Origin of the sequence: Micromonospora sp. WMMD987 (assembly GCF_029581435.1) — a bacterium.
In the GTDB taxonomy this organism is placed as follows: Bacteria; Actinomycetota; Actinomycetes; order Mycobacteriales; family Micromonosporaceae; genus Micromonospora; species Micromonospora rifamycinica.
The window spans coordinates 3,485,572-3,507,500 of record NZ_CP120861.1 but is presented as its reverse complement, the minus strand read 5'-3'; the positions used below and the strand labels follow the sequence as shown (position 1 = coordinate 3,507,500).

At 73.7% G+C, this 21,929-nt stretch carries 17 protein-coding genes (1 of these 17 running past the window's edge); 8 read left to right on the top strand and 9 right to left on the bottom strand.

Annotated features, from left to right (window positions below):
• Positions 1 to 1,057 carry the 3' portion of a DivIVA domain-containing protein gene (locus O7612_RS14800; RefSeq protein WP_282265000.1) on the top strand. The gene continues 314 nt to the left of window position 1, outside the view, so only the last 1,057 of its 1,371 coding nucleotides appear in the window; the start codon falls outside the window, past its left edge; its stop codon occupies positions 1,055 to 1,057.
• 166 nt (positions 1,058 to 1,223) lie between these two features.
• Complete coding sequence (locus tag O7612_RS14795) at positions 1,224 to 1,970, top strand: methyltransferase domain-containing protein (protein ID WP_282264999.1); 747 nt, start codon at positions 1,224 to 1,226, stop codon at positions 1,968 to 1,970.
• 56 nt (positions 1,971 to 2,026) lie between these two features.
• Here the strand turns inward: O7612_RS14795 and O7612_RS14790 are convergent, their stop codons facing one another.
• Complete coding sequence (locus tag O7612_RS14790) at positions 2,027 to 2,797, bottom strand: nucleotidyltransferase domain-containing protein (protein ID WP_282264998.1); 771 nt, start codon at positions 2,795 to 2,797, stop codon at positions 2,027 to 2,029.
• Positions 2,798 to 2,950: 153 nt separating this feature from the next.
• Here O7612_RS14790 and O7612_RS14785 point away from each other — a divergent pair, with 153 nt between their 5' ends.
• Positions 2,951 to 3,922, top strand: coding sequence for a helix-turn-helix transcriptional regulator (locus tag O7612_RS14785; RefSeq protein ID WP_282264997.1), 972 nt, complete (start codon positions 2,951 to 2,953; stop codon positions 3,920 to 3,922).
• 232 nt (positions 3,923 to 4,154) lie between these two features.
• Complete coding sequence (locus tag O7612_RS14780; protein ID WP_348774229.1) at positions 4,155 to 5,105, top strand: alpha/beta hydrolase; 951 nt, start codon at positions 4,155 to 4,157, stop codon at positions 5,103 to 5,105.
• Here O7612_RS14780 and fxsT read toward each other — a convergent pair.
• From fxsT to O7612_RS14750, 6 genes are all read right to left on the bottom strand, one after another.
• Positions 5,099 to 9,007: an FxSxx-COOH system tetratricopeptide repeat protein gene (gene fxsT, locus O7612_RS14775; protein WP_282264995.1), complete on the bottom strand. Its 3,909-nt coding sequence runs from the start codon at positions 9,005 to 9,007 to the stop codon at positions 5,099 to 5,101. The genes O7612_RS14780 and fxsT overlap by 7 nt on opposite strands.
• Entirely contained in the window at positions 9,004 to 10,167 is a 1,164-nt protein-coding gene (locus O7612_RS14770) for a TIR-like protein FxsC (protein WP_282264994.1), read from the bottom strand. The genes fxsT and O7612_RS14770 overlap by 4 nt, the downstream gene beginning before the upstream one ends.
• Positions 10,154 to 10,831 (bottom strand): TIR-like protein FxsC, encoded by a 678-nt coding sequence (locus tag O7612_RS14765; protein WP_282264993.1) that lies wholly within the window; start codon positions 10,829 to 10,831, stop codon positions 10,154 to 10,156. The genes O7612_RS14770 and O7612_RS14765 overlap by 14 nt, the downstream gene beginning before the upstream one ends.
• A 74-nt stretch (positions 10,832 to 10,905) precedes the next feature.
• The gene (locus tag O7612_RS14760) at positions 10,906 to 11,694 is read right to left on the bottom strand and encodes an AAC(3) family N-acetyltransferase (protein WP_282264992.1); all 789 of its coding nucleotides are present in this window, start codon (positions 11,692 to 11,694) and stop codon (positions 10,906 to 10,908) included.
• On the bottom strand, positions 11,691 to 13,964 hold the full coding sequence (locus tag O7612_RS14755; protein ID WP_282264991.1) for an FxsB family cyclophane-forming radical SAM/SPASM peptide maturase: 2,274 nt from the start codon (positions 13,962 to 13,964) through the stop codon (positions 11,691 to 11,693). Before O7612_RS14755 ends, O7612_RS14760 begins: the two co-directional genes overlap by 4 nt.
• 292 nt (positions 13,965 to 14,256) lie before the next feature.
• Positions 14,257 to 15,159 carry a DUF4231 domain-containing protein gene (locus tag O7612_RS14750; protein WP_282264990.1) on the bottom strand — a complete coding sequence of 301 codons (903 nt, stop codon included), beginning with the start codon at positions 15,157 to 15,159 and terminating at the stop codon, positions 14,257 to 14,259.
• Positions 15,160 to 15,342: 183 nt separating this feature from the next.
• Between O7612_RS14750 and O7612_RS14745 the strand changes: the two genes are divergently transcribed.
• From O7612_RS14745 to O7612_RS14730, 4 genes are read left to right on the top strand one after another with little or no spacing between them, the layout of a single operon-like run.
• Positions 15,343 to 15,768, top strand: a complete 426-nt coding sequence (locus O7612_RS14745) for a TOBE domain-containing protein (protein WP_282264989.1) — start codon at positions 15,343 to 15,345, stop codon at positions 15,766 to 15,768.
• On the top strand, positions 15,765 to 16,553 hold the full coding sequence (modA, locus tag O7612_RS14740; protein WP_282264988.1) for a molybdate ABC transporter substrate-binding protein: 789 nt from the start codon (positions 15,765 to 15,767) through the stop codon (positions 16,551 to 16,553). Before O7612_RS14745 ends, modA begins: the two co-directional genes overlap by 4 nt.
• On the top strand, positions 16,550 to 17,362 hold the full coding sequence (locus O7612_RS14735; protein ID WP_282264987.1) for an ABC transporter permease: 813 nt from the start codon (positions 16,550 to 16,552) through the stop codon (positions 17,360 to 17,362). Before modA ends, O7612_RS14735 begins: the two co-directional genes overlap by 4 nt.
• Positions 17,344 to 18,426 carry an ABC transporter ATP-binding protein gene (locus tag O7612_RS14730; RefSeq protein ID WP_282273918.1) on the top strand — a complete coding sequence of 361 codons (1,083 nt, stop codon included), beginning with the start codon at positions 17,344 to 17,346 and terminating at the stop codon, positions 18,424 to 18,426. Before O7612_RS14735 ends, O7612_RS14730 begins: the two co-directional genes overlap by 19 nt.
• 76 nt (positions 18,427 to 18,502) lie before the next feature.
• Here the strand turns inward: O7612_RS14730 and nhaA are convergent, their stop codons facing one another.
• Both nhaA and htpG read right to left on the bottom strand, forming a co-directional pair.
• A complete protein-coding gene (gene nhaA / locus O7612_RS14725; protein WP_282264986.1) occupies positions 18,503 to 19,807 on the bottom strand; it encodes a Na+/H+ antiporter NhaA in 1,305 nt (434 codons plus the stop codon).
• Between the two features lie 202 nt (positions 19,808 to 20,009).
• Positions 20,010 to 21,911, bottom strand: a complete 1,902-nt coding sequence (gene htpG / locus O7612_RS14720) for a molecular chaperone HtpG (protein ID WP_282264985.1) — start codon at positions 21,909 to 21,911, stop codon at positions 20,010 to 20,012.
• Positions 21,912 to 21,929: the final 18 nt, after the last annotated feature.

The following is a 21,929-nucleotide window of genomic DNA, read 5'->3' as shown; positions in this document are numbered from 1 at the left end:
CGTGATCACCGACTCGGCCGCCCAGCGGGCGAACCAGCTCCAGGGCGAGGCGGAGAAGACCCTGGGTGAGGCGCGGGACCGGACCGCGCAGGCGCTGCGGGACCTGGACGAGGAGTTGTCCGCCCGCCGGGACGAGCAGGAGAAGGCCTACCAGGAGCGGCGGTCGGCGGTCGACGCCGAGCTGGCCGAGATCCGCGAACGGGCCGAGAAGCTGCGGGCCGAGGGGGAGGCCGCCCACGAGCGGGCCCAGCAGGAGGCGAAGCGGATCAGCGAGCAGACCGCCAAGCAGATCACCCAGACCCGGGCGGCCGCCGAGGCGTTGACGAAGGCGGCGCGTACCCAGATCCAGCAGGAGATCCAGGCGGCCCGGACCCAGAGTCAGCAGGAGCTGGCCCAGTGGCAGGCCAGCGTGGAGCGGGAGGTCGGCGAGCGGCGGGCCGCGGCCGAGCAGGAGCTGGCCGAGCAACGGGCGGCGGCGGAACGGGAGCTGACCAGTCAGCACAGCGCCGCCGAGCAACAGATCGCCGCCCTGATCGCGGAGGCCCAGCAGTACGCCACGGAGGTCCGCCAGCGGGCCGACGAGCAGACCAGCAGCCAGCAGGAACAGCTGACCACGGTGCAGCGGGAGATCGTCGAGCGGCAGAAGGCCCTCACCGAGGTACAGGGTGAACTGGAGACGGCCCGCGCGCAGCTGGCCGAGATCCAGCAGGAGGGCGACACGATCGAGCGGGAGCTGGCGCGGGCCCGGCAGCTGTTGGAGGAGGTCCGTCGGGACCTGACCGCCGAGAGCCGGCGGTTGGACGAGGCCCGGCAGGCCGCGGAGAGCGTGGAACGGCACGCCAAGGACGTCCGGGCCCGGGTGCAGCGGGAGGCGAAGCGGGTCGCCGACCTGGCCGCCGCCGCGGTGATGGCCGCTGCCGCCGGCGGTGGCGAGACCGCCGAGTATCCGACCGTGGCGGTCCGACCGGCCGTCGAGCTGCCGGTCGACGCCGGTACCGAACCGCCGGTCGACACCGGCAGCGAACCACCGGCCGGCAGGGTGCCGACCAACGCCTGACCGCAGCCGTACGGCCCGGAGCAAAATCGCTGTGCTCCGGGCCGGTGGGGACGTAGCCTGACGACCCGTTCCCGCGACCCCGATCGAAGGTGCATTTCCGTGCCCGTGCTCCGCGTGCCGACCGTCCGCCTCCCGCGTCCGTCCACGCATCCCCGGAGTCACCGACATGGACCTCGATCGTAGTTTCGTCATCCGCGAAGGCGACCTTCGCATCCTCAACCCGTTCGACGCCGACAAGCTCGCCACCCTGGGGCGGGCGATCCGGCTCCGCCCCGACGACACCCTGCTCGACCTGTGCAGCGGCAAGGGTGAACTGCTCTGCACCTGGGCCCGTGCGCACCGGGTCCGGGGTACCGGTGTCGACATCAGCACCGCGTTCACGGCCGCCGCCCGGCGGCGGGCGGTCGAACTCGCCGTGGCCGACCGGGTCCGGTTCGTGCACGACGACGCCGCCGACTACCTCCACCCCGTGCCGGTCGACGTGGCCGCCTGCCTCGGTGCGAGCTGGATCGGCGGGGGCGTGACCGGCACCATCGACATCCTGGCACGGGCGCTGCGTCCGGGCGGGATGCTGTTGGTCGGCGAGCCGTACTGGCTACGGGAGCCGCCGGACCAGGAGACCGTCGTCGCCTGTCACGCCACCGTCCGGGACGACTTTCACGACCTGCCCGGGCTGGTCCACCGGATCCAGGCGCACGGGTGGGACGTGGTCGAGATGGTCCTCGCCGACCGGGACAGCTGGGACCGGTACGCCGCGGCCCACTGGCTCACCCTGCGCCGTTGGCTGGACGCCCATCCGGACGACGATCTCGCCGGGCGCTTCCGGCAGGAACTGACCGAGGACCCGCTCCGGCACGTCCGGCACCGCCGGGAGTACCTGGGTTGGGGCGTGTTCGCCCTGCTGCGGCGGTGAACCGGCGGTGGCGGCCCGAGGCCGGCGTCGGGCCGCCACCGCCATCGCCTCCACGGTCAGCCGGCGGCGATCTCGTCCAGGACCCGCTGCTGGAAGGCGCGGGCCGCGGTGCCGTCCGGCGGCGGCCCGCCCGCACGGGCGTCGACACAGCGTCGCACCAGCTCCGGATCCCGGCCGAGGGCGATGATCCGGCGGCCGGCGGCGACCTTCGACAACCAGTCGCCGTCGTGGACCCGGACCAGTGCCCGGCAGGCGCCCAGCACCGCGTCCACCGTCGCGGGTACGGTGCCGTCGCCCGGCGGGGCGGACCGCTCCAGCCACCAGCGCAGTGCCGCCACCAGCAGGTCACGGACGTCGCCCGGCGACAGCTCGCCGAAGACCTCACCGGCCGGCGGCCCGGTCAACGTACGTCCCCGCTGGTGCAGGATGCTGCGGTCCAGGCCGTACCAGAAACGGCCGTCGGCGGCGGGCCGGTCGCCGGGCGCGAAGGTGGCCCGGAACGGCATCCGTGGCCCGGTGTTCAGCTCCACCTCGAACCCCGGCTCGGGGGTGCCCGAGCCGGCCACCGTCCGCGCGTAGGCCACCAGTTCCAGGCCACGGGCCGGGCAGGGCAGCGCCTCGTGCCGCAGCCGGGCCACCAGGTCCTCCCGGGTCCGCCGGGGCAGGGTGTCCCGGCAGACCACGGCCACGTCCACGTCGCTGCGGCCCGGTTGGTACGCGTCCAGGGCCACCGAACCGGCGGCGTAGACGCCGACCAGGTCCGGGCCGAGCACGTCCCGCACGACGGTGAGCAGGTCGGCGAGGTAGCGGCGTACGACGGGGTCCATGGCGGTCATCCTGCCGCTGCCGGTGGGCCCGGCCGGGGCGGGGTCGGGTGCGGCGGGCACGGTTCACCGCCCGGTGGGGTCCGGCCGTCGACCACCCCTGGCGCGGAAGCCGTCGGTGGGACAGACTTGAGGCCCGACACCGAGGACGGGGGCATGGGCAGCTCCACACAGGACGATGCGGCGACGGAGTTCGTACGGGAACTGACCCACTGGCGGCACCAGCGGGGGATGTCCAAGAAGGAGCTGGCCGAACGCACCGGCTTCGACCCGTCATACGTCAGCCACATCGAGAACGGACGGCACCAGCCCACCGAGGAGTTCGCTCGCCGGGTCGAGCTGGTCCTGGACAGCGGCAACCGGATCTGGCAGCAGTACGTGGCCTTCGCCGACAGTCGGGGCCAGGGTGGACGCCGCTCGCCGCTCGGCCCGACCGCGGTCCCGCCACCGGCCGGGTCGCATCTGGTGATCGAGGACGAGCAGGCCGCCCTCTCCCTGGTCGACGGCGTGTACGAGTGCCGGGTCCGCCGGGTGCTGCACAGTGTCGGCACCGAGCCGATCACCCGGCACACCGTGCAGATCGACATCGACCGCTTCCCGGACGATCCGGCCCGGTCCACCGCCTTCCACGGTCGCCACCCCCTCAGCATCGACGAGGTCGGTTTCCGGGCCACCATCGGCACCGAGCAGCCGGAACCGATGCGGTGGCGGGTCAGCCGCAGCCGGGACGCCTTTCTCAAGATCGTGCTGTTGTTGGACGGTGGCGGCACCCCGATGCCGCTGTATCCGGGGCAGCGCACCGTGGTGGACTACGCGTACCGGGTGCCGGCGTGGAAGTTCGGCGACTGGTTGCAGCGCGACATCCGGCTGCCCACCCGGAACCTGGTGATCCGGCTCGACTTCCCGGCCGAGACCGGTCCCACCGTCTGGGGCAGCGAGACCTCGTTCACCTCCGAGAGCACCACCGAGGTGCACCCGGACCGCCGGGAGCGGCAGGGTCGGGTCGCGTACGAGTGGGCGGTGTCCCGGCCCCGGCTGCGGGCCCAGTACCGGGTCTACTGGCGGTACGCCGATCCCCGGGCGACCCTGGTCGACGCTCCGACGGACATCCGACCGTTGGCCTGCTGAGGGCCGCCGTCGGGGCGGGGTCGACGCCGCCGCCGGGCGGACCGGAAGTTCCAGCCGGACTGGCCGACAGGTGTCGTTTCCGACAGATCCGGCCGGTTGTCCCGACTCGGCATAGCGGTACGGCGGGGACGACCGTTAGGCTCAAAGGCTGAACGGGGTCGACGACAATATCGTTCCTGATCAATGTGGATTGCGAGTATTGGCTGGTAGTGGCACCGGAAGGCAGGCTGGCGTGACCCGAGACGGTGAGCCTGGGCCTCGATTCGCCCACCGCGCGGACAACAAGCGGGTGGCGTACGAGGAGACCGGTGCTCCCGACGGGTTCCCCGTCTTCCTGATGCACGGCACACCGGGCAGTCGCCGGGGGCCGAAGCCCCGGGGGATCGTGCTCTACCGGTTGGGCATCCGGTTGATCGCCTACGACCGTCCCGGCTACGGCGACTCCGACCGGTTCGAGGGACGCGACGTCGCCGACGCCGCCCGGGACGTGGAGGCCATCGCCGACCAGCTGGAGCTGGACCGGTTCGCCGTGGCCGGCCGTTCTGGTGGCGGGCCGCACGCGTTGGCCTGCGCCGCCGACGAACGGCTCCGCAACCGGGTGACCCGGGTGGCGGTGCTGGTGAGCCTCGCCCCGTCGGACGCGACCGGGCTGGACTGGTTCGACGGGATGAACCCCGACAACCAGCGCGGATTCGGCGCCGAGCGACCCGACACCGACGCGGTGGTGGAGGAGATCCGCCAGCGGGCCACCCGGGCGGCCGAGGACCCCCGGTTCCTGCTGCGGGACCTGATGGAGCAGATGGGTCCGCCCGACCGGCGGGCGATCAACGACGCGGCCCTGCGCGGGATCATCTTCGACACCTACCAGGAGGCGCTGCGGGCCGGCCCGTACGGGTGGATCGACGACGTGCTGGCGCTCCGCCGGAACTGGAAGTTCGACCTCGGGGCGATCGACACGACGGTCACGCCGGTCCGCCTCTGGCACGGCGCGGAGGACACCTTCGCCCCGGCCAGCCACGGTCGCTGGCTCGCCGGCCGGATTCCCGGTGCCGAGATCGAGGTGCAGCCCGACGCGGCCCACTTCGACGCCATGCAGCAGCTACCGCGCATCCTCCGTTGGCTCACCGGCACGGAGACGCCGGTGGGCACCGACATGCTCATCGGTGCCCGGCCCGGTCAGTAGGGGTGCGGGTCGAGGACCCGGCGCACGTACCGCCCGTCGCGGAGGACCACCACGCTGGGATGCTCCTGGCCGATCAGGTCGGCCAGCCGGTCGGCCAGCCGCACCCGTCCGATGCTCACCACCCCTCCGCTCGTCGCCTGGTGCGCGGTCTCCACGTTGCCGAGGCTGCGCAACGTGTCCGGATGGTCGGGGCCCAACGCCGCCGTCAGCCGGTCCACCACGGCCCGGAGCTTGACCAGCCCCTCCTCGTGCTGACCCCGCATGATCGTGAAGACCGCGACGTTGTTGTCCGCCCCCATGCTGAACGGGTGCGCCGCGCCGAGCACCTCACGCAACCCGTCGGCGGCGGCGACGGTGACCGTGAACGCCTCGTCCCGGTCCCCGGTGTCCCACAGCGCCACCCCCCGATTGATCCCACACACCAGCGAGTACGGGTGCCGCGGGCCGAACACCTGGGCGAGGAGCTGCTCGATCTCGATCAAGTCGTGCCGGGCCTGCTCGTCCTGCCCTTCGAGCATCATGTTGGCCGCGCGGCTGAGCGCGGCGAAGAGGGTCTCCGGATTGGTCGGGCCGAGGCTGGACCGGAGCCGTTCGGTGGCCTCGTCGAGCAGCCGGCCCGCCTCGGCGATCCGCCCGGTGCTGCGCAGCGACGCCGCCAGGTTGGCCTGCGCGGTGAGCACCGGTCGGCCGTGCTCGCCGAAGATCCGGCGGTACCCCTCGACCACCTCCCCCAGCAACGCCACCGAACCCTGGTAGTCGCCGATCTCCCGCAGGTCACGGGCGTAGTTGTTGGCCGACAGCAGGGTCCGCGGGTGCTCCGGGCCGAGGACGACCCGCAGTCGACGGTAGGTGGCCTCGTCGCCTTCGCGCGCCCGCCCGAACTGGCCCATCAGCCGGTAGGAGGCGGCCAGGTTGTTGGCCGCGTTGAGCGTCCGGTGGTGGTCCTCGCCGAACACCTCGACGGACGCGGAGTGGCTGCGCAGGTCCCGCTCCAGCGCGTCCTCGTACCGGCCGAGCGCCCGCAGGTCCGCCGCGTACCCGCCGGCGGTCATCAGGGTGTACGGATGGTTCTCCCCGATCAGCTCCTCCTGCTGCCGCAGGGTCTCCTGGTCGAGGTCGAGGGCCTCGGCGAAGCGGCCCAGGCTCCGCAGCAGGTTGGCCCGGTTGAAGCGCAGGCTGAGCAGTTGGACGCGCAGGGTCCGGTGGGCGGCGGTCTCCGGGGAGAGCCCTTCGAGTAGCGTCGTCCAGGTCTTGTCGACCTGGCCGGCATAGTGCGCGCCCTGCTCGAAGCCGCCGTTGAGGAAGATGTACCGGACCCGGTCGATGACCAGCTGGCGCACCGTGTCGTCATGGCAGGACACCGCCTCCGAACCGTCCAGGTGCGGCCACAGGTGCCGGTACCCGACCTGGAAGGCCGGATTGTCCACCTCGCCGGAGGGTCGTGAGCCGGCGAGGATCCGGTGCACGTCGTGCTTGACCTCCCGCAGTTCCGGCTCGGACATCCGGGACCGCATCGCCGCCTGGAGCAGCCGGTGGATCTGCACCCGCTGGGCGTGCAGGTCCACCTTGATCAGCGCGAGCCGGTTGATCCGCTGGACCAGCGCCGCCGCGATGTCCCGTTCGGAGACCCGGTCGGTGACCTGGGTGGCGACCAGCGGATCGTGCGGGGCGATGACCTTCGCCACCTGGTCGCTGTAGAGCAGGTCGAGGGCGATGTCGGGGGCGAGCACCGAGCCGAGTTGCAGGAGCCGGTAGGCGCCCGGGGACTGCGCCCGCAGACCGTCCAGCGAGCGGCCCCACACGTCGCTGTCCGGGCCGGTGCGCGCCAGCCCGGCCAGGTAGGTGGCGACCGAGTCGGGGCTCTCCGCCAGCCAGGCGCCGGCCAACGCCACCAGGATCGGGACGTCCTCCACCGCCTCGGCGACCTGCTGTGCCTCGGCGACCGTCATGCCCCGTCGGCCGGTCCGACCGATCAGGTGGGTGACGCTCTCGCCCCGCTGGAAGGCCTCCACGTCGACCGCCCGCGCCAGGTCGCCCCAGTCCGGGTTGCGGGTGGTCACCAGCACGTGCCCCTCGCCCTGGGGGAGGAAGTCCCGGACGTTCTCGTACTGGTCGACGTTGTCGAAGACGACCAGCCAGCGACGGGGAGGCTCGTCGGCGCTGCGCCGGCCGCCGTGGCTGAGCCAGTCCCGGACCGCCCGGATGTTGTCCGGCACGTTCTGCAGGTCCGGCAGGCCGAGCCGGCGGCCCAGGTCGGCGAAGCGGACGTCGATGAACTGCGCCGGGTCCGCGTCCACCCACCAGACGACGTCGTACGCGCCGTGGAAGCGGTAGGCGTACTCGGTGGCGAGCTGGGTCTTGCCGATGCCCGCGCCACCCCGCAGCGCCACCGGAACCCGCTCCCGCGCCGCCGTCTTCAGCTCCTCGCGCAGCGCCAGCAGGAGCCGGTCCCGGCCGGTGAACCGGACGTTGCGCGCCGGGGCGTAGAAGACCAGCGGCTCGACGCCCGGGTAGCGGGTCGCCGGGACCGGTCGGTCGCGCCCGTCGGTGGGGCGGCCGACCAGCTCCCACACCTGTTCGGCGGCGGCTGCGGCGCCCCGCTCGTAGACGGTGGCCCAACTGCCCGGTGGGGTGTCCACCGACGGGGTGGTGTCGTCCAGGTGCAGCGCGAGCACGGGGGAACCGCCCTGTCGGACGGTCCCGCCGGCCGCCCGGCGGGCGGCGAGGTAGGACCGCGACACCAGGTGCAGCTCGCGGGAGGCCGCACCGGCCGGCGGCGTCGCCGGGACGCCCAGTGGGGTGGCCAGCACCCGCAGGTCGACGGCGTGCAGCGCGGACTGCGCCCACTCGGCCCAGGCCTGGTCCTCCGGCGCGTAGCGCAGCACGATCAGCTCGTCGACGATCACCGGCTTGCGCTCGAACCGCTGGACGGTCTGCCGCCGCAACCCGTCGTCCATCCGGGGCAGCCCGGTGACCGCGCCGCCGGTGATGTGCCGGGCCAGCGCCTCGTACGCGGACAGCAGTCCACGGCTGCCCGGCACGTCGCCGAAGGTCGCCAGGGTCTCCTCGTAGGCGTAGTACGCCCGGTAGGGCACCTCGACGGAGAGCCAGTAGTCCTGCCGTTCCAGCTCGGTCATGCCGCTGGGCAGCCCGACGAACCGCTGCATGGCCAGCGCCCGGCCGGCGTCGGTCTTGATCTTCTCGCCCTCGTCGACGCGCATCGGCACCGGCAGCACCCGGCGGGCCCGCCGCCCCTCGTAGCCGCGGACCCGGGCGGCGACCGTCGCCGCGCCGTCGATGCCCTGGTCGCTGAGGGTGAAACAGTCGACCAGCACGTCGGGCAGGTGGATGGTGCAGATCTCGGCGACGTCGCTGATCCCGGTACGGCTGTCGATCAGGGTGAAGTCGTAGTGCCGCTTCATGTCCGCGCGCAACGCGTCGAAGAACTGCGCCCCACCGAGCCGGTTGTAGAAGTTGTCCCAGTTCAGCCCGGTGACACTGGTCGCGTAGTCGGGGTTGTGCCGGCCGGCGAGCAGCAGGTCCAGGGTGCCGCCACCGGGGAACTCCCAGCTCACCGAGAAGGCGTACTTGTGTACCCGGGCGTACTGGCGGTGCCAGTCGCCGGGGCGGGTGTCCCCGCCCTCGGTCCGGCGGCGGACGTTCTCCCACTCGTACTCCAGGATCAGGTCCATCACGCCACCGGTGGAGGCGACCTGCTCCGGGTCGAGGAACGGCGCGAAGAACCGGTGCAGTCCGGGGGATTCCAGGTCCCAGTCGGCGACGAGCACCCGGTGGCCGTTCGCGGCGAGGATCCAGGCCGTGTTCGCCAGCGCCATCGTGCGTCCGGTGCCACCCTTGTACGAGTAGAAGGTGACGACCTGGCCGTCGCGGGGTGGAGTCATCGTTCTGCCTTCCCTCGCCGTACGTCGAACGGTCCGGCCGGCCCCAGGCTCGGCTTCGGATCGTGCGGGCCCTCCGGCGGATCGACCGGACCGTGCCGGAGGAACTGTTTGCGCGCCTCGGTCACCAGCAGCGGTGCACAGCGTTCGAACTCGTCGATGGTGCGCACCGGCAGCACCCGGGGAAACCGGGCGTCCTGCAAGCTACCGGCGATCGCCTCGGGTGTCGGTTCGCCACGCGCGTGGTCGGCGGCGATGACGAGCGGGACCACCCACGACGGCAGCCCGTCGAGCGCGGCGCGGGCCGCGTCCACCCCGACCCTGGCGTCCACCAGCACCACCGCCGGGCTGCGCGACGCCCGGTCCCGCGCCTCGGTCAGGTCGACCACCCGGGTGGGCAGCCCCAGCCGCTCGGCGGTCGCGGCCACGTAGTCGGCCACCGCCAGCTGGTGCTGATCACCGTACGGCCGCCAACGCGCCCGGTCGGCGGCGAGCGTGGTCACCACCAGGGCGGTGCCCGGCCCCTCCGGGACCGGGCCGCTGGTCAGCACCGCCGCCCGGGACGGGGCGAGCGGTTCGTGCTCGGCCACCGTGACGATCCGGTCGGCCAACGCCCCGAGCAGGCTGCGGTACTGCGCGCGGTAGGCGCTCAGCTTGCACAGTGCGCGCAGCCCGTTGTCGGCGTAGTCGGCGCGGTCGTCGGGGTCGCCCACCAGCTCCAGCGCATGGACGGTCTCCGGACGGTCCTCCCAGGACGGCAGCGGCATCCAGAGCACCGGCAGCACGTGCCGCTGCGCCCGCGCCGCCGGCAACCGGACCAGCCGGCTGCGGAAGGACTCCCGTTCGCCCAGCGCCCACGCGTTGCGGAAGTAGTTCGGTGAGTAGAGCGGCACGAAGACGTGCGCGAGGCTCAGCGCGTCGGTGAGCATGCGGCGCAGGTCGACGCCGGGGCTGACCTGGCCGTCGAAGAAGCCCGCCTCGATCTCGGCGGCCCGGCGGGGGTGACCCCGGACCGCCTCGACGAGATCGTGGAAGAACTGGCCGACCCAGTAGTCGGTGTCCGGCCGGGCGGCGTCCGACAGCGGGACGGAGTGGGCGTAGCTGAGGAAGAAGTAGGTCTCCTGGCCGACGATTCCGGCCGGGACGGCGTCAGGCCAGCTCATGCCCGTCCTCCTCGAACCGGTCGCCCAGCTGCCGCAGGTTGGGGACCATCGCCTCGACCCAGTGCGTGCGGTACGCCCGCGCGATCCGTTGGGCCAGTCGCCACACCACGGCGTCGTAGGCGTCCTTGCCGTTGCTGCCGAGGCTGAGCAGACCGTAGATGCCTTCCTCGTGGTACTGCGGGGCGATGTCCGAGGGTAGCCGGGTGGGGCTGAACATCTGCCGTCGCGACACGACCGCGGGCACCCGGGGGCGTTCCACCACCGACCAGTTGACCGGGATCACCGGGGTCTCCCCCGCCGACGGTTCGGCACCCGGACGGGGTACGGCCGTCCGGCGGGTGAACGCGTTCCACTCCCGGGCACACCACTCGCTGCGCAGGTACTGCGGTGAGATCAGCGGAATGAAGACCTGGCAGTGGCCGGCGGCGAAGGCGAGGTCCTCGGTCCACAGCTGTCCCCCGTCGAGCATCCGGTCCATGAAGCCCGCGGTCCGGCCCGGACCGAGGCCGAGCAGCTCGACGACGTGGTCGGAGAGGTCGACGAAGAGCTGGAAGACCTTCTGGTTGGTGTCCCGTGGCGGTGCCCCCACCCGGTTGCGGGTGCGGGCATAGCTGAGGAAGAACACGGGGGCGCTCTCGTCCTCCCGGAACTGTTCCTCCACCACCTACCGCTCCCGCCCGGTGTCGCCGCCCCCGGCCGACCACAGTATCGACACCGACCAAACCCGCGCTGTCCCCTTCACGCCAGTCGGTGCTCATCCATCCACTCCCGAGCGAGGTCGACGGCGAGGCGCAGCCGGACCTGACGACCGTCGGCCGCGCCGACCGGCCCGCACCGCACCGACCCGCCCGCCACCAGGGCCGCGCCGATCAGCGGGAAGTCGGTGTCGTCGAGGTGCGGGGCTTGGAAGTCCCGGCGGATCCGCCGGCCCGCCGGGTCGCGGACGTAGCACCGGTACGCCCGGCGCGGCGCGGGCCGGCGGCACCGGTACTCGGCGAGGTGGAACGCCGTGCACACCGACCAGTCGACGCCCAGCAGCAGCACCAGGGCGTCGGCGGCGTACAGCGCCCCCAGCGGCGACCGGTCGCCGAGGTGGCAGTCCAGGTCGTGCCGGGCGGTGAGGGCCACGGCGGCCGGGCCGAGGGCGGCGAAGGAGGTCTGCGGGTGGGTGCTGCGGCGGGTGCCGGCCTGTCGGCGGACGTGCTCGGCGAACGCCCCCATCCCCTGCGCCGGGCTGTGCGCCGGGTCGAACGGCTCGATGGCCGCCTCGACGGCGGCGGCCCGGGCCGGGGTCAGCCCCGCCGTGGCGGCCCGGAAGGCCCGCGAGGTGACCGAGTTGCCGGCCGTCTGGGTCGGCACGACCAGGGTGCCGTCGTCGCCGAGGACGTCCCGCAGCGCCGCGAGCAGGGTGGCCGGGCCACCGGGGCCGGGCCGGACCCGGGACAGTGCGCTGTGCACCAGCACCGTCGCGCCCGCCGGCACCCCGAGCGCCCGCAGGTCGGCGGCGAGGGTGGACCGGCCGGTCACCGCCAGTCGTCCAGGGTGGCGCGGATCCGGTGGACGAACCGTTCCCCGTCGGCGGTGAGACTGCCCAGCCCGAGCAGCGCGTCGACCGCGCCGTCGGTCCACTCGCGGTAGCGCCGGAAGTGCGCCGCCGCCGCGCTGCCCGGCCGGTGCCGCCACACGTCGGCGACGGCGAGGTGGGCGTAGACGCCGTGCAGCGCGCCCTCCACCGGGCGGGGGTCGTCGCGCCAGGGCACCCGCAGCCGCCGGGCGTCGGCGGGGTCGAACAGCTCGCACACGTCGAGGACCGCGTCGAGCTTCAGGTGCTGCACCTCGTGGACGAGCAGCACCGCCAGCGCGGCGTCGTCGACGACCGGGGTGACGGCCACCGCGCCGAACGCGGACCGGGCGGCGGCGCTGCGGGCCCGGCCGGACAGGTCGGGACGCAGCGGCACCACGGCGCGCAGCAGGGCGCGGACGCCGGCCGCGTAGCCGACGGCCTCGGTGTCGAGGCGGTGCACCGCCCGCTGCACCTGCCGCGTCCACCGGTCGGCGACCGCCGGGGTGAGCCGGGGGGCCACCGCCAGGTCGAAACAGTCGCGGTACGGGTCGGTGTCCTCGATCAGGACGGTCCCGCCGTCGGTACGCACCGCCCGGGTCGGCTGCCACCGGTCCGGGTTCGCCCCGGCCCCCGGCCGGACCCGGACCCGGCGGCGGCCGGCCCGCAGCTCGACGACGCCCCCGGAGATGGCCACGGGCACGGTGTCGGCACCGGCGTCGACCACGATCGCGCCGAGCGTCGGCAGGTGCACCGCGCCGGCCCGCACCGGCAGCACGAGGTCGACGTCGACGCCGGCCCGGACCGCGGCGGCGGCGGCCACCGCGGCGAGGTGGGACAGCTCACCGGTCGCACCGGCCCGGCACCGCTGCGCCCACCGCCGGACGAAGGGGTGACCGAGCACCCGGTCGACGGCGTCGGGCACGGACACGTCCAGGTCCACCAGGAGACGCCAGCCGGCCGCCGCGACCGGGTCGGCGGTGGCCGCCGGGCTGAGCGCGACGGTCAACGCGCGGGCGATGCCGTGGTGGACGGCGGCGAGGTGGGCCACCGACTCCGGGTCGCCCCGGCCGGAGCCCAGATCGTCCAGCACGGCGGGGGGCAGTGTGTCGGCCGACCGGTCCGGCGGCGGGTCGGCCGGGGCCGCGGTGGCCCGGATCAACGCGGCCAGGTCGGCGCAGTAGGCCGACGGGTTGTCGAAGCCGGTGCCGGTCCGGTACCGGTGGGCGAGCAGGCCGCCGCCGCACCGACGGACCAGCGGGCAGGACCGGCAGGTGGCGCAGAGGCCCGCCAGGCCGGACTGCCGGACCACGATGCCGGGATGGGCCGCCGCCTCGTCGACCCGGTGGCGGAACACGTCCAGCCCGGTGGCGGCGGCCCCGTGGAAGGCGGACTTGAGCGAGTCGACCTGCTCGAAGGTGCCGTCGGTCTCGACCACCACCAGGTCGACCGGGGCGAGCCCGACCGCCTCGGTGCCGGTGCTGCCGCCGGTGGCGGTGGCCAGCAGCGACTCCAGCAGCCGGATCGGCACCGGCCGGCCGTCGGCCAGCCAGGCCCGGTGGATCGTCAACAGCCAGTCCGCGTACGGGGTGACGGCACCGTCGGGGCGGGTGGGTGGCCGGTCCCAGTTGGCGTGCGGAAGCAGGAAGTCGATCGCGGGCGGGTCCTCGGCGAGCAGTGCCCGGTAGACCCGGACCGGGTCGTTGGCCAGGTCGACGGTGCACAGCAGCCCGGCGTAGACGCCGCGGTACTCGTCCCGACGCAGCAGGGCCAGCGCCCGTCGCACCTGGTCGTGGCTGCTCGCGCCGTTGGCGTACCGGCGGTGCCGGTCGTTGGCCGACCGGTCGCCGTCCAGGGAGATGCCCACCGGAATGTCGTGGGTGACGAGGACGTCGGCGATCTCGGGGGTGAGCAGCACGCCGTTGGACTGCATCCGTAGGTCGAGGCGGGCCACCGGGCCGACGGCCCGGCGCAGGGTGACGGCGGTGGCGGCGATCCGGTCCGCGCCGGCGAGCAGCGGTTCGCCGCCGTGCAGGACCACCCGCACGGCGTCGAGCCGGTGGGCGGCGGCGTGCTCGGCGATCCGCCGCGCGGTGGCCTCGACCGTCCTGGGCGTCATCAGCCGGGGCTGACGACGCCACGACTGGTCGGGGTGCTCGTAGACGTAGCAGTGGTCACAGGACAGGTCGCACCGGCTGGTCAGCTTGAGGACGTACTGACTGAGCGGGGCGACCACCTCCGCGGGCGCGTCGGCGGCGTCAGAGGTGCGAGCTGAAGGCGGCGACATCGACCCGGGTCGGGTGTGTTGCCCGATGGTCGTCGATGCGGGCTACGGCGTCCGCCCGGTCGACCGGAATCCGGCCGAGCGGCGTGCGCCGCAGGTCGCTCAGCGGCGCCGGGAACGGATCGGACGGGCGTTGGGTGCGGTCCACGTCGGGCCCCCATCTGTGTCGGAGGTGGACGGACGTCCGTCCACGTCGACGGCCAATCACGGATATCGATGATGCTAGTCGCCACGACCCGTGATGTCACTGCTGCACAGTGCCGTCTTCCTCGATCATTTTGGCCATCCAGGCCGCGTTGGACTGGGCGATGATCCGTTCGGCCTCGGCCACGAGCGCGTCGTCGTCGCCCCAGCCGAGGCCGGCCTCCCGGGCCAGCCGCAGCCGGGTCAACTGGTCGGCCGTGCGGGCGTACTCGAGGTGCTGCTGTTCGTAGCGCTGGGCAGCGCCGTAGCCGACCAGCGCCGTGGTGACCACCGCGGCGACCCCCACCCACGCGGTCAGGCCGAGGCCGTCGCCGAGCACCCCGGTGACGGCGGACAGCAGGGCGACCAGGACGGTCAGCACGGTCACGGCCCGGCCGATCCGCGCGGCGGACCTGCCGGCCCGCCGGGCGGCCGGCAGGTAGTAGCCGTCCACCTGCCACCGCACCCGCTCGACGAGGTAGCTCGGCACGTCGGTGACGGCCGGCAGCGGGCGGTCGGTCGCCGGGTCGTCGAGGGTGTGCCCGACCAGGTCGCCGGCGTCCGCCATCAGCAGGTCGTAGCGGCGTTGCAGGACGGCGTCGGCATCGGCGTCGGCGTAGGGGGCGGCGCGGGCGAGGTAGCGGTACAGCTCCGCCTTCGACGCCTCGGAGACCGCGCGGAGCCGGGTCCAGGTGGCCACCGCCTCCCGCGACGACGAGCGACCGGCCACCGGCACCAGCAGCAGCGACGCACCGGCGACGATCGCCAGCACCCGGCCGGCGGTCGGCGCGGCTCCCGCCAGCATCGCCGCCGCGGTGCCGGCGACGGCGGCGACGGCGGTGAGGACGGCGACCGTCAGCCGCCCCCGGGTGATCCCTCGCTTCGCCCGTCGGGCGGCCTGCGACCAGCGGCCCTGCCCCCGCCAGACCTGGGCGGCGGCGAGAGTTCCGTCGATGTCCGGCACGCCCCGCATGGTAGGCGATCGACGCCCGTCCGGGTCGTGCCCACCGGGCCGAGCACGTACGACAATCGGCGAGCCGGCCCCCTCCACCACCCGCAGGTGCGGCCATCCCCGGGTTGCCGGCGGTGTCGATGCGAGCTCGAATCCCGGTTCCGGCCCGCAGTTGCGAACCACTAGGGTGTCCGGGTGAGCGTCTTCCGGATCCGCGAGGCCGCCGAGTTGCTCGGCGTCAGCGACGACACCGTGCGCCGCTGGATCGACGCCGGTCGACTGCCCGCCCACCGGGACGCGCACGGCCACCGCCTCGTCGACGGCGTCGAGCTGGCCGGCTTCGTCCGCGCCCAGGCCGCCGGGCCGGACGAGGGCGCCGAGTTCTCCTCGGCCCGCAACCGGCTCCGCGGGATCGTCACCGCCGTCGTCCGGGACACCGTGATGGCCCAGGTCGACATCCAGGCCGGGCCGTTCCGGATCGTCTCGCTGATGAGCCGGGAGGCGGTCGACGAGCTGGGACTCACGGTCGGCTCGGTGGCCGTCGCGGTGATCAAGTCGACCACCGTCGTGGTCGAGCGGCCCACCCCGGCCGGTGCCACCAGGGGGCGGAGCCAGCCGTGACCCGTCCCGCCCGCGCCCTCGCCGGCCTGCTCGCCGCGACCGCCCTGCTCCTCGCCGGATGCGGTGCGGACACCCCGGCACCGGCCGCCGACAGCGACCCGACCGGCACGGTGACCGTGTTCGCCGCCGCGTCGCTGACCGAGTCGTTCACCGCCCTCGGCCGACGGTTCGAGGCGGACCACCCGGGCACCACCGTGACCTTCAACTTCGCCGGCAGCTCCACGCTGGCCACCCAGATCACCCAGGGGGCGCCCGCCGACGTCTTCGCCTCCGCCGCCCCGAGGAACATGGCCACCGTCACCGACGCCGGCCACGCCGCCGGCACCCCCGCCGTCTTCGCCCGCAACCAGCTCGTCATCGCCGTGCCCGAGGGCAACCCGCGACGCCTCGGCGGGCTGGCCGACCTGGCCCGGCCGGGGGTGAAGGTCGCCCTGTGCGCGGCCCAGGTGCCGTGTGGGGCGGCGGCGACCACCGCCCTGGACGCGGCCGGGGTCCGGATCACCCCGGTCACCCTCGAACAGGACGTCAAGGGGGCACTGGCCAAGGTGAAGCTCGGTGAGGTCGACGCCGCCCTGGTGTACCGCACCGACGCCCGGTCGGCCGACCTCGACGTCGACGGCGTGGAGTTCCCCGAGTCCGCCCGCGCCGCCAACGACTGCCCGATCGTGGTGCTGGCCGACGCGCCGAACCCGAACGCCGCCCGTGCCTTCGTCGAGCTGGTCCGTTCCGCTACCGGCCGGGCGGTCCTCACCGACGCCGGGTTCCAGCCGCCCGCCGGCTCATGACCCCACGGACCCGTCGGCGGCGCGACACCGGTCAGCGGGTGCCGGTGGCGCTGCTCGTACCGGCCGCCCTCGGCCTGCTGTTCCTGGTGCTGCCGCTGGGCGGCCTGCTGCTGCGTACCCCGTGGACGTCACTGGCGTCGCGGCTCGCCGCGCCCGGGGTGCTCACCGCGCTGCGGCTGTCCGTCCAGTGCGCCACCCTCGCCACGCTGCTCTGCCTCGCCCTGGGCGTACCCCTGGCCTGGTTGCTGGCCCGGGTGGAGTTTCCCGGCCGGCGGCTGGTCCGGGCGCTGGTCACCGTGCCGTTGGTGCTGCCGCCGGTGGTCGGCGGGGTGGCGCTGCTGCTGGTCTTCGGCCGGCGCGGGCCGCTCGGCGGGTGGCTGGACACCACCTTCGGCGTCACCCTGCCGTTCACCACCACCGGCGTGGTGCTCGCCGAGGCGTTCGTGGCGATGCCGTTCCTGATCATCGCGGTGGAGGGGGCACTGCGCGGCGCCGACCACCGCTACGAGGAGGCCGCCGCCACCCTGGGCGCCGGCCGGTGGACCACCTTCACCCGGGTCACCCTGCCGCTGGTCGCCCCGGGCATCGCCGCGGGGGCGGTGCTGTGCTGGGCGCGGGCGCTCGGCGAGTTCGGCGCCACCATCACCTTCGCCGGCAACTACCCGGGCCGGACCCAGACCATGCCGCTCGCGGTCTACCTGGCCCTGGAGACCGACCTGGAGGCCGCCGTCGTGCTCAGCCTGATGCTGCTCACGGTCTCGGTGGTGATCCTCGCCGGGCTGCGCGACCGCTGGATCACGGGTCCGTGAGCGGCCCGCTGCTGGACGGGCACCTGGTCGTCGACCGGGCCGGCTTCCGGCTGGACGTCCGGTTGCGGATCGCCGCCGGTGAGGTGGTCGCCCTCCTCGGCCCGAACGGGGCCGGCAAGACCACCGCGCTGCGGGCGCTCGCCGGGCTGCACCCGCTCACCGCCGGATGGCTGCGCCTGGACGGCACCGAGCTGGACCGCCCGGACGCGCGGCGGTTCGTACCGCCCGAACGGCGACCGGTCGGCGTGGTGTTCCAGGACTACCTGCTCTTCCCGCACCTGACCGCCCGGGACAACGTCGCCTTCGGACCCCGGCGGCAGGGGCTGCCCCGACGGGCCGCCCGGGAGCGGGCCACCGCCTGGCTGGACCGGGTCGGCCTGGGCGCGCACGCCGGGCGGCGACCCCGGCAGCTCTCCGGCGGGCAGGCCCAGCGGGTGGCGCTGGCCCGGGCGCTCGCCGTCGACCCGACGCTGCTGCTGCTCGACGAACCGCTGGCCGCGCTCGACGCCGGCACCCGGCTGGACGTCCGGTCCCACCTGCACCGCCACCTCACCGACCATCCCGGGGCCGCCCTGCTGGTCACCCACGATCCGCTGGACGCCCTGGCGCTGGCCGACCGGCTGGTCATCGTCGAGGACGGCCGGGTGGTCCAGGAGGGCGATCCCGGCACCGTCACCACCCGGCCGCGCACCGAGTACGTGGCCCGGCTGGTCGGACTCAACCTCTGCCGGGGCCGGGCGGACGGCCGGCGGGTCCACCTCGCCGAGGGGTTCGCCGTCCCGACCACCGACCGGCTCACCGGGGACGCCTTCGTGGTCTTCCCGCCCACCGCCGTCTCCCTGCACCCGCGGCGACCCGACGGCGACCCGTCGCACAGCTGGCCCGCCACCGTCGCCGGGGTGCACCGGCACGGGGACCGGCTGCGGGTACGGCTCACCGGGACGGTCGCCGCCGCCGCGGACGTCACCCCGGCGGTCGCCGCCGGGCTGCGGCTGCTCCCCGGGCAACAGGTCTGGGCGACCGTGGCGGCCGACGCGACCCGGGCGTACCCGACGGGTCCGTGACGACCGGGGTGTGCCCGGCCGGTCCGGGGAGCCACGGCCGGCGACCACCCGTCCCCCGCGCGGCCTACCGCCCCGGTCACGGCTCGAAGACGTCCGGCACCCCGTCGCGGTCCAGGTCGACGCGCTCCGCCTCGTGCACCCGCCGGTAGACCCGGGTCCGGGCGCGGAGGATGACGCTGGCCAGCAGCGCCGACAGCAGCGAACCGGCCAGCACCGCGACCTTGGCGTGGTCGTCCCGCGCGCTGCCCAGGCCGAAGGCGAGTTCCCCGATGAGCAGCGAGACGGTGAAGCCGATGCCGCCGAGCAACGCGACACCGAGCACGTCGAGCCAGGTGAGACCCTCGTCGAGGTCCGCCCGGGTGAACCGGGAGACCAGCCAGGTCGCGGCCAGGATGCCGACCGGCTTGCCGACGACCAGACCGACGACGATGCCGACCGCCACCCGGTCGGTCAACGCGGTGGCCAGTCCGGCCAGCCCACCGACGGTGACACCGGCGGAGAGGAAAGCGAAGACCGGGACGGCGATGCCGGCGGAGATCGGCCGGATCCGGTGCTCGAAGTGCTCGGCCAGGCCGGGTCCGGCGTCCGGGCCGCCCGCCGCCGCGCTGCGGGCCACCGGGACGGTGAAGGCGAGCAGCACGCCGGCCACGGTGGCGTGCACCCCCGACTCGTGCACCAGCACCCAGGTCAGGGCGGCGAACGGCAGCAGCAGCCACCACGACCGGATCCGGCGCTGCACGAGGACCGCGAAGGCGGCCAGCGGCAGCAGTGCCCCCAGCAGCGGGACGACGGACAGGTCGGCGGTGTAGAAGACCGCGATGATCATGATGGCGATCAGGTCGTCGACCACCGCCAGGGTGAGCAGGAACGTCCGCAACGCCGACGGCAGGAAGCGGCCCACCACGGCGAGCACCGCCAGGGCGAAGGCGATGTCGGTGGCGGTCGGAATGGCCCACCCCCGGCCCACGCCGTCGCCCACACCGGTGGTTATCACGACATACAGGACAGCTGGCATGATCACCCCGCCGACGGCCGCCGCGACCGGCACCGCCGCCCGCCGGGGGTCACGGAGGTCACCGGCGACGAACTCGCGCTTGAGCTCCAGCCCGGCGACGAAGAAGAACACCGCCAACAGACCGTCGGCCGCCCAGGTCGCCACGCTGAGGTCCAGGTGCCACACCGCCGGGCCGACGGTGCTGTCCCGCAACGCCTGGTACGCCCCGGACCAGGGAGAATTCGACCAGATCAACGCGACGAGCGCCCCGCCGAGCAGGAGCGCCCCACCGACGGTCTCCCTACGCAGGATGGCGGCGACACGACTGGTCTCGCCCCACGAGCGGCGGGCGAACAGGCTGGTACGGCGCCGGTCGGCGTCGGGCACGGCAACTCCTCGTCGGCAGGGGACGCGTCGTCCATCGCCGACCAGACTTCCCGGCACACCGGAACCCACCCTACCGGCACCCCGGCGGAACCCGCGACGCACGCGTCGAGGGGCTCCCCGGCACAGCACCACCGCAGGACCCGCCGACCACGCCCCCGCACGGTCCCGGCCGGGCATCCACCCGGCCGGGACCGTGACCGGATCAGAGGGTACGGGCCAGCCGGTCGGCGAGCAGCCGGGCGAACCGGGCCGGGTCGGCCAGGTCGCCGCCCTCGGCGAGCAGCGCCGTGCCGTAGAGCAGCTCGGCCGTCTCGGTCAACGACGACATATCGTCGCCCCGCTGGTGGGCGGCCCGCAGGCCGGTGACCAACGGGTGGGTCGGGTTGAGCTCCAGGATGCGCTTGATCGACGGCATCTCCTGCCCCATCGCCCGGTACATCTTCTCCAGGGTCGGGGTGATGTCGTTCGCGTCACCGACGATGCACGCGGGCGAGGTGGTCAGCCGGGAGGAGAGCCGGACCTCCTTCACGGATTCGGAGAGCGCCTCGCCGAGGAAGGTGAGCAGCGTGGCGTACTCCTTGTTCTGCTGCTCCCGGGCCACCTCGGTGGCCTTGCGCTCCTCGTCGCTCTCCAGGTCGACCTGCCCCTTGGCGATGGAGCGCAGCGGCTTGCCGTCGAACTCGCCGACCCGGTCCACCCACACCTCGTCGACCGGGTCGGTGAGCAGCAGCACCTCGTAGCCCTTGGCCCGGAACGCCTCCAGGTGCGGGGAGTTCTCCAGCATGGTGCGGTTCTCACCGGTGGCGTAGTAGATCTCGCCCTGGCCCTCCTTCATCCGGGCCACGTAGTCGCCGAGGGTGGTGGGTTCGGTCTCGTGGTGGGTGGAGGAGACCGTGACCAGGTCGAGGATGGTCGCGGTGTTGTCCGCGTCCTCCAGCAGGCCCTCCTTGACCACCCGCCCGAACTCGCCCCAGAAGGTGGCGAACCGCTCCGGGTTGCCGGTGCGCATCTCCTTGACGGTGGCGAGCACCTTGCGGACCAGCCGACGGCGGACGATCTGGATCTGCCGGTCCTGCTGGAGGATCTCCCGGGAGATGTTCAGCGACAGGTCGTGGGCGTCCACCACACCCCGGACGAAACGCAGGTAGCTCGGCATCAGCGCGGCGCAGTCGTCCATCACGAAGACCCGCTTGACGTAGAGCTGCACCCCGCGCCGACCGTCGGCCTGGTAGAGGTCGTAGGGCGCGTGCGCGGGCAGGAACAGCAGCGCCTCGTACTCGAAGGTGCCCTCCCCGCGCATGTGGATGGTCTCCAGCGGGTCGGTCCAGTCGTGGCTGACGTGCCGGTAGAACTCCCGGTACTCCTCCTCGGCGACCTCGTCGCGCGAGCGCGCCCAGAGCGCCTTGCGGGAGTTCAGGGTCTCCACGGTGGGTTCGCCGCCGTCGACGCCCGGCACGGTGGTGCGGATCGGCCAGGCGATGAAGTCCGAGTACCGCTTGACGATCTCCCGGATGGTGCTCCGGTCGGTGTAGTCGTGCAGGTTGTCCTCGTCGTCGGCCGGCTTGAGGTGCACGGTGACCGACGTGCCCTGCGGGGCGTCGTCGACCGTCTCGACCACGTACGTGCCCTCACCCGTGGACTCCCAGCGGGTGCCCTCGCTCTGCCCGGCCCGCCGGGTGAGCAGGGTCACCCGGTCGGCGACCATGAACGTCGAGTAGAACCCGACGCCGAACTGGCCGATCAGCTCGCCGCCGGCGTTCTCCTTGGACTCCTTGAGCTTGCGCAGCAGCTCGGCGGTGCCGGAACGGGCGATCGTGCCGATCAGCGACACGACGTCCTCGCGGGACATCCCGATGCCGTTGTCCCGGATGGTGAGGGTCCGCGCCTCCGGGTCGGCCACCAGCTCGATGTGCAGGTCGGAGGTGTCGACGTCCAGGTCGGAGTCGACCAGCGACTCCAGCCGGAGCTTGTCCAACGCGTCGGAGGCGTTGGAGATCAACTCGCGCAGGAAGACGTCCTTGTGCGAGTAGATGGAATGCACCATCAGGTGCAGCAGCTGGCGTGTCTCCGCCTGGAACTCCAGCGTCTCGGTCCGAGTGCTCACACCAACCTCCTCGTACGG

Coding starts and splice junctions, on each gene's coding strand:
- O7612_RS14795 (WP_282264999.1), top strand. CDS start 1,224: ATGGACCTCGATCGTAGTTTCGTCATCCGCGAAGGCGACCTTCGCATC.
- O7612_RS14790 (WP_282264998.1), bottom strand. CDS start 2,797: ATGGACCCCGTCGTACGCCGCTACCTCGCCGACCTGCTCACCGTCGTG.
- O7612_RS14785 (WP_282264997.1), top strand. CDS start 2,951: ATGGGCAGCTCCACACAGGACGATGCGGCGACGGAGTTCGTACGGGAA.
- fxsT (WP_282264995.1), bottom strand. CDS start 9,007: ATGACTCCACCCCGCGACGGCCAGGTCGTCACCTTCTACTCGTACAAG.
- O7612_RS14770 (WP_282264994.1), bottom strand. CDS start 10,167: ATGAGCTGGCCTGACGCCGTCCCGGCCGGAATCGTCGGCCAGGAGACC.
- O7612_RS14735 (WP_282264987.1), top strand. CDS start 16,550: ATGACCCCACGGACCCGTCGGCGGCGCGACACCGGTCAGCGGGTGCCG.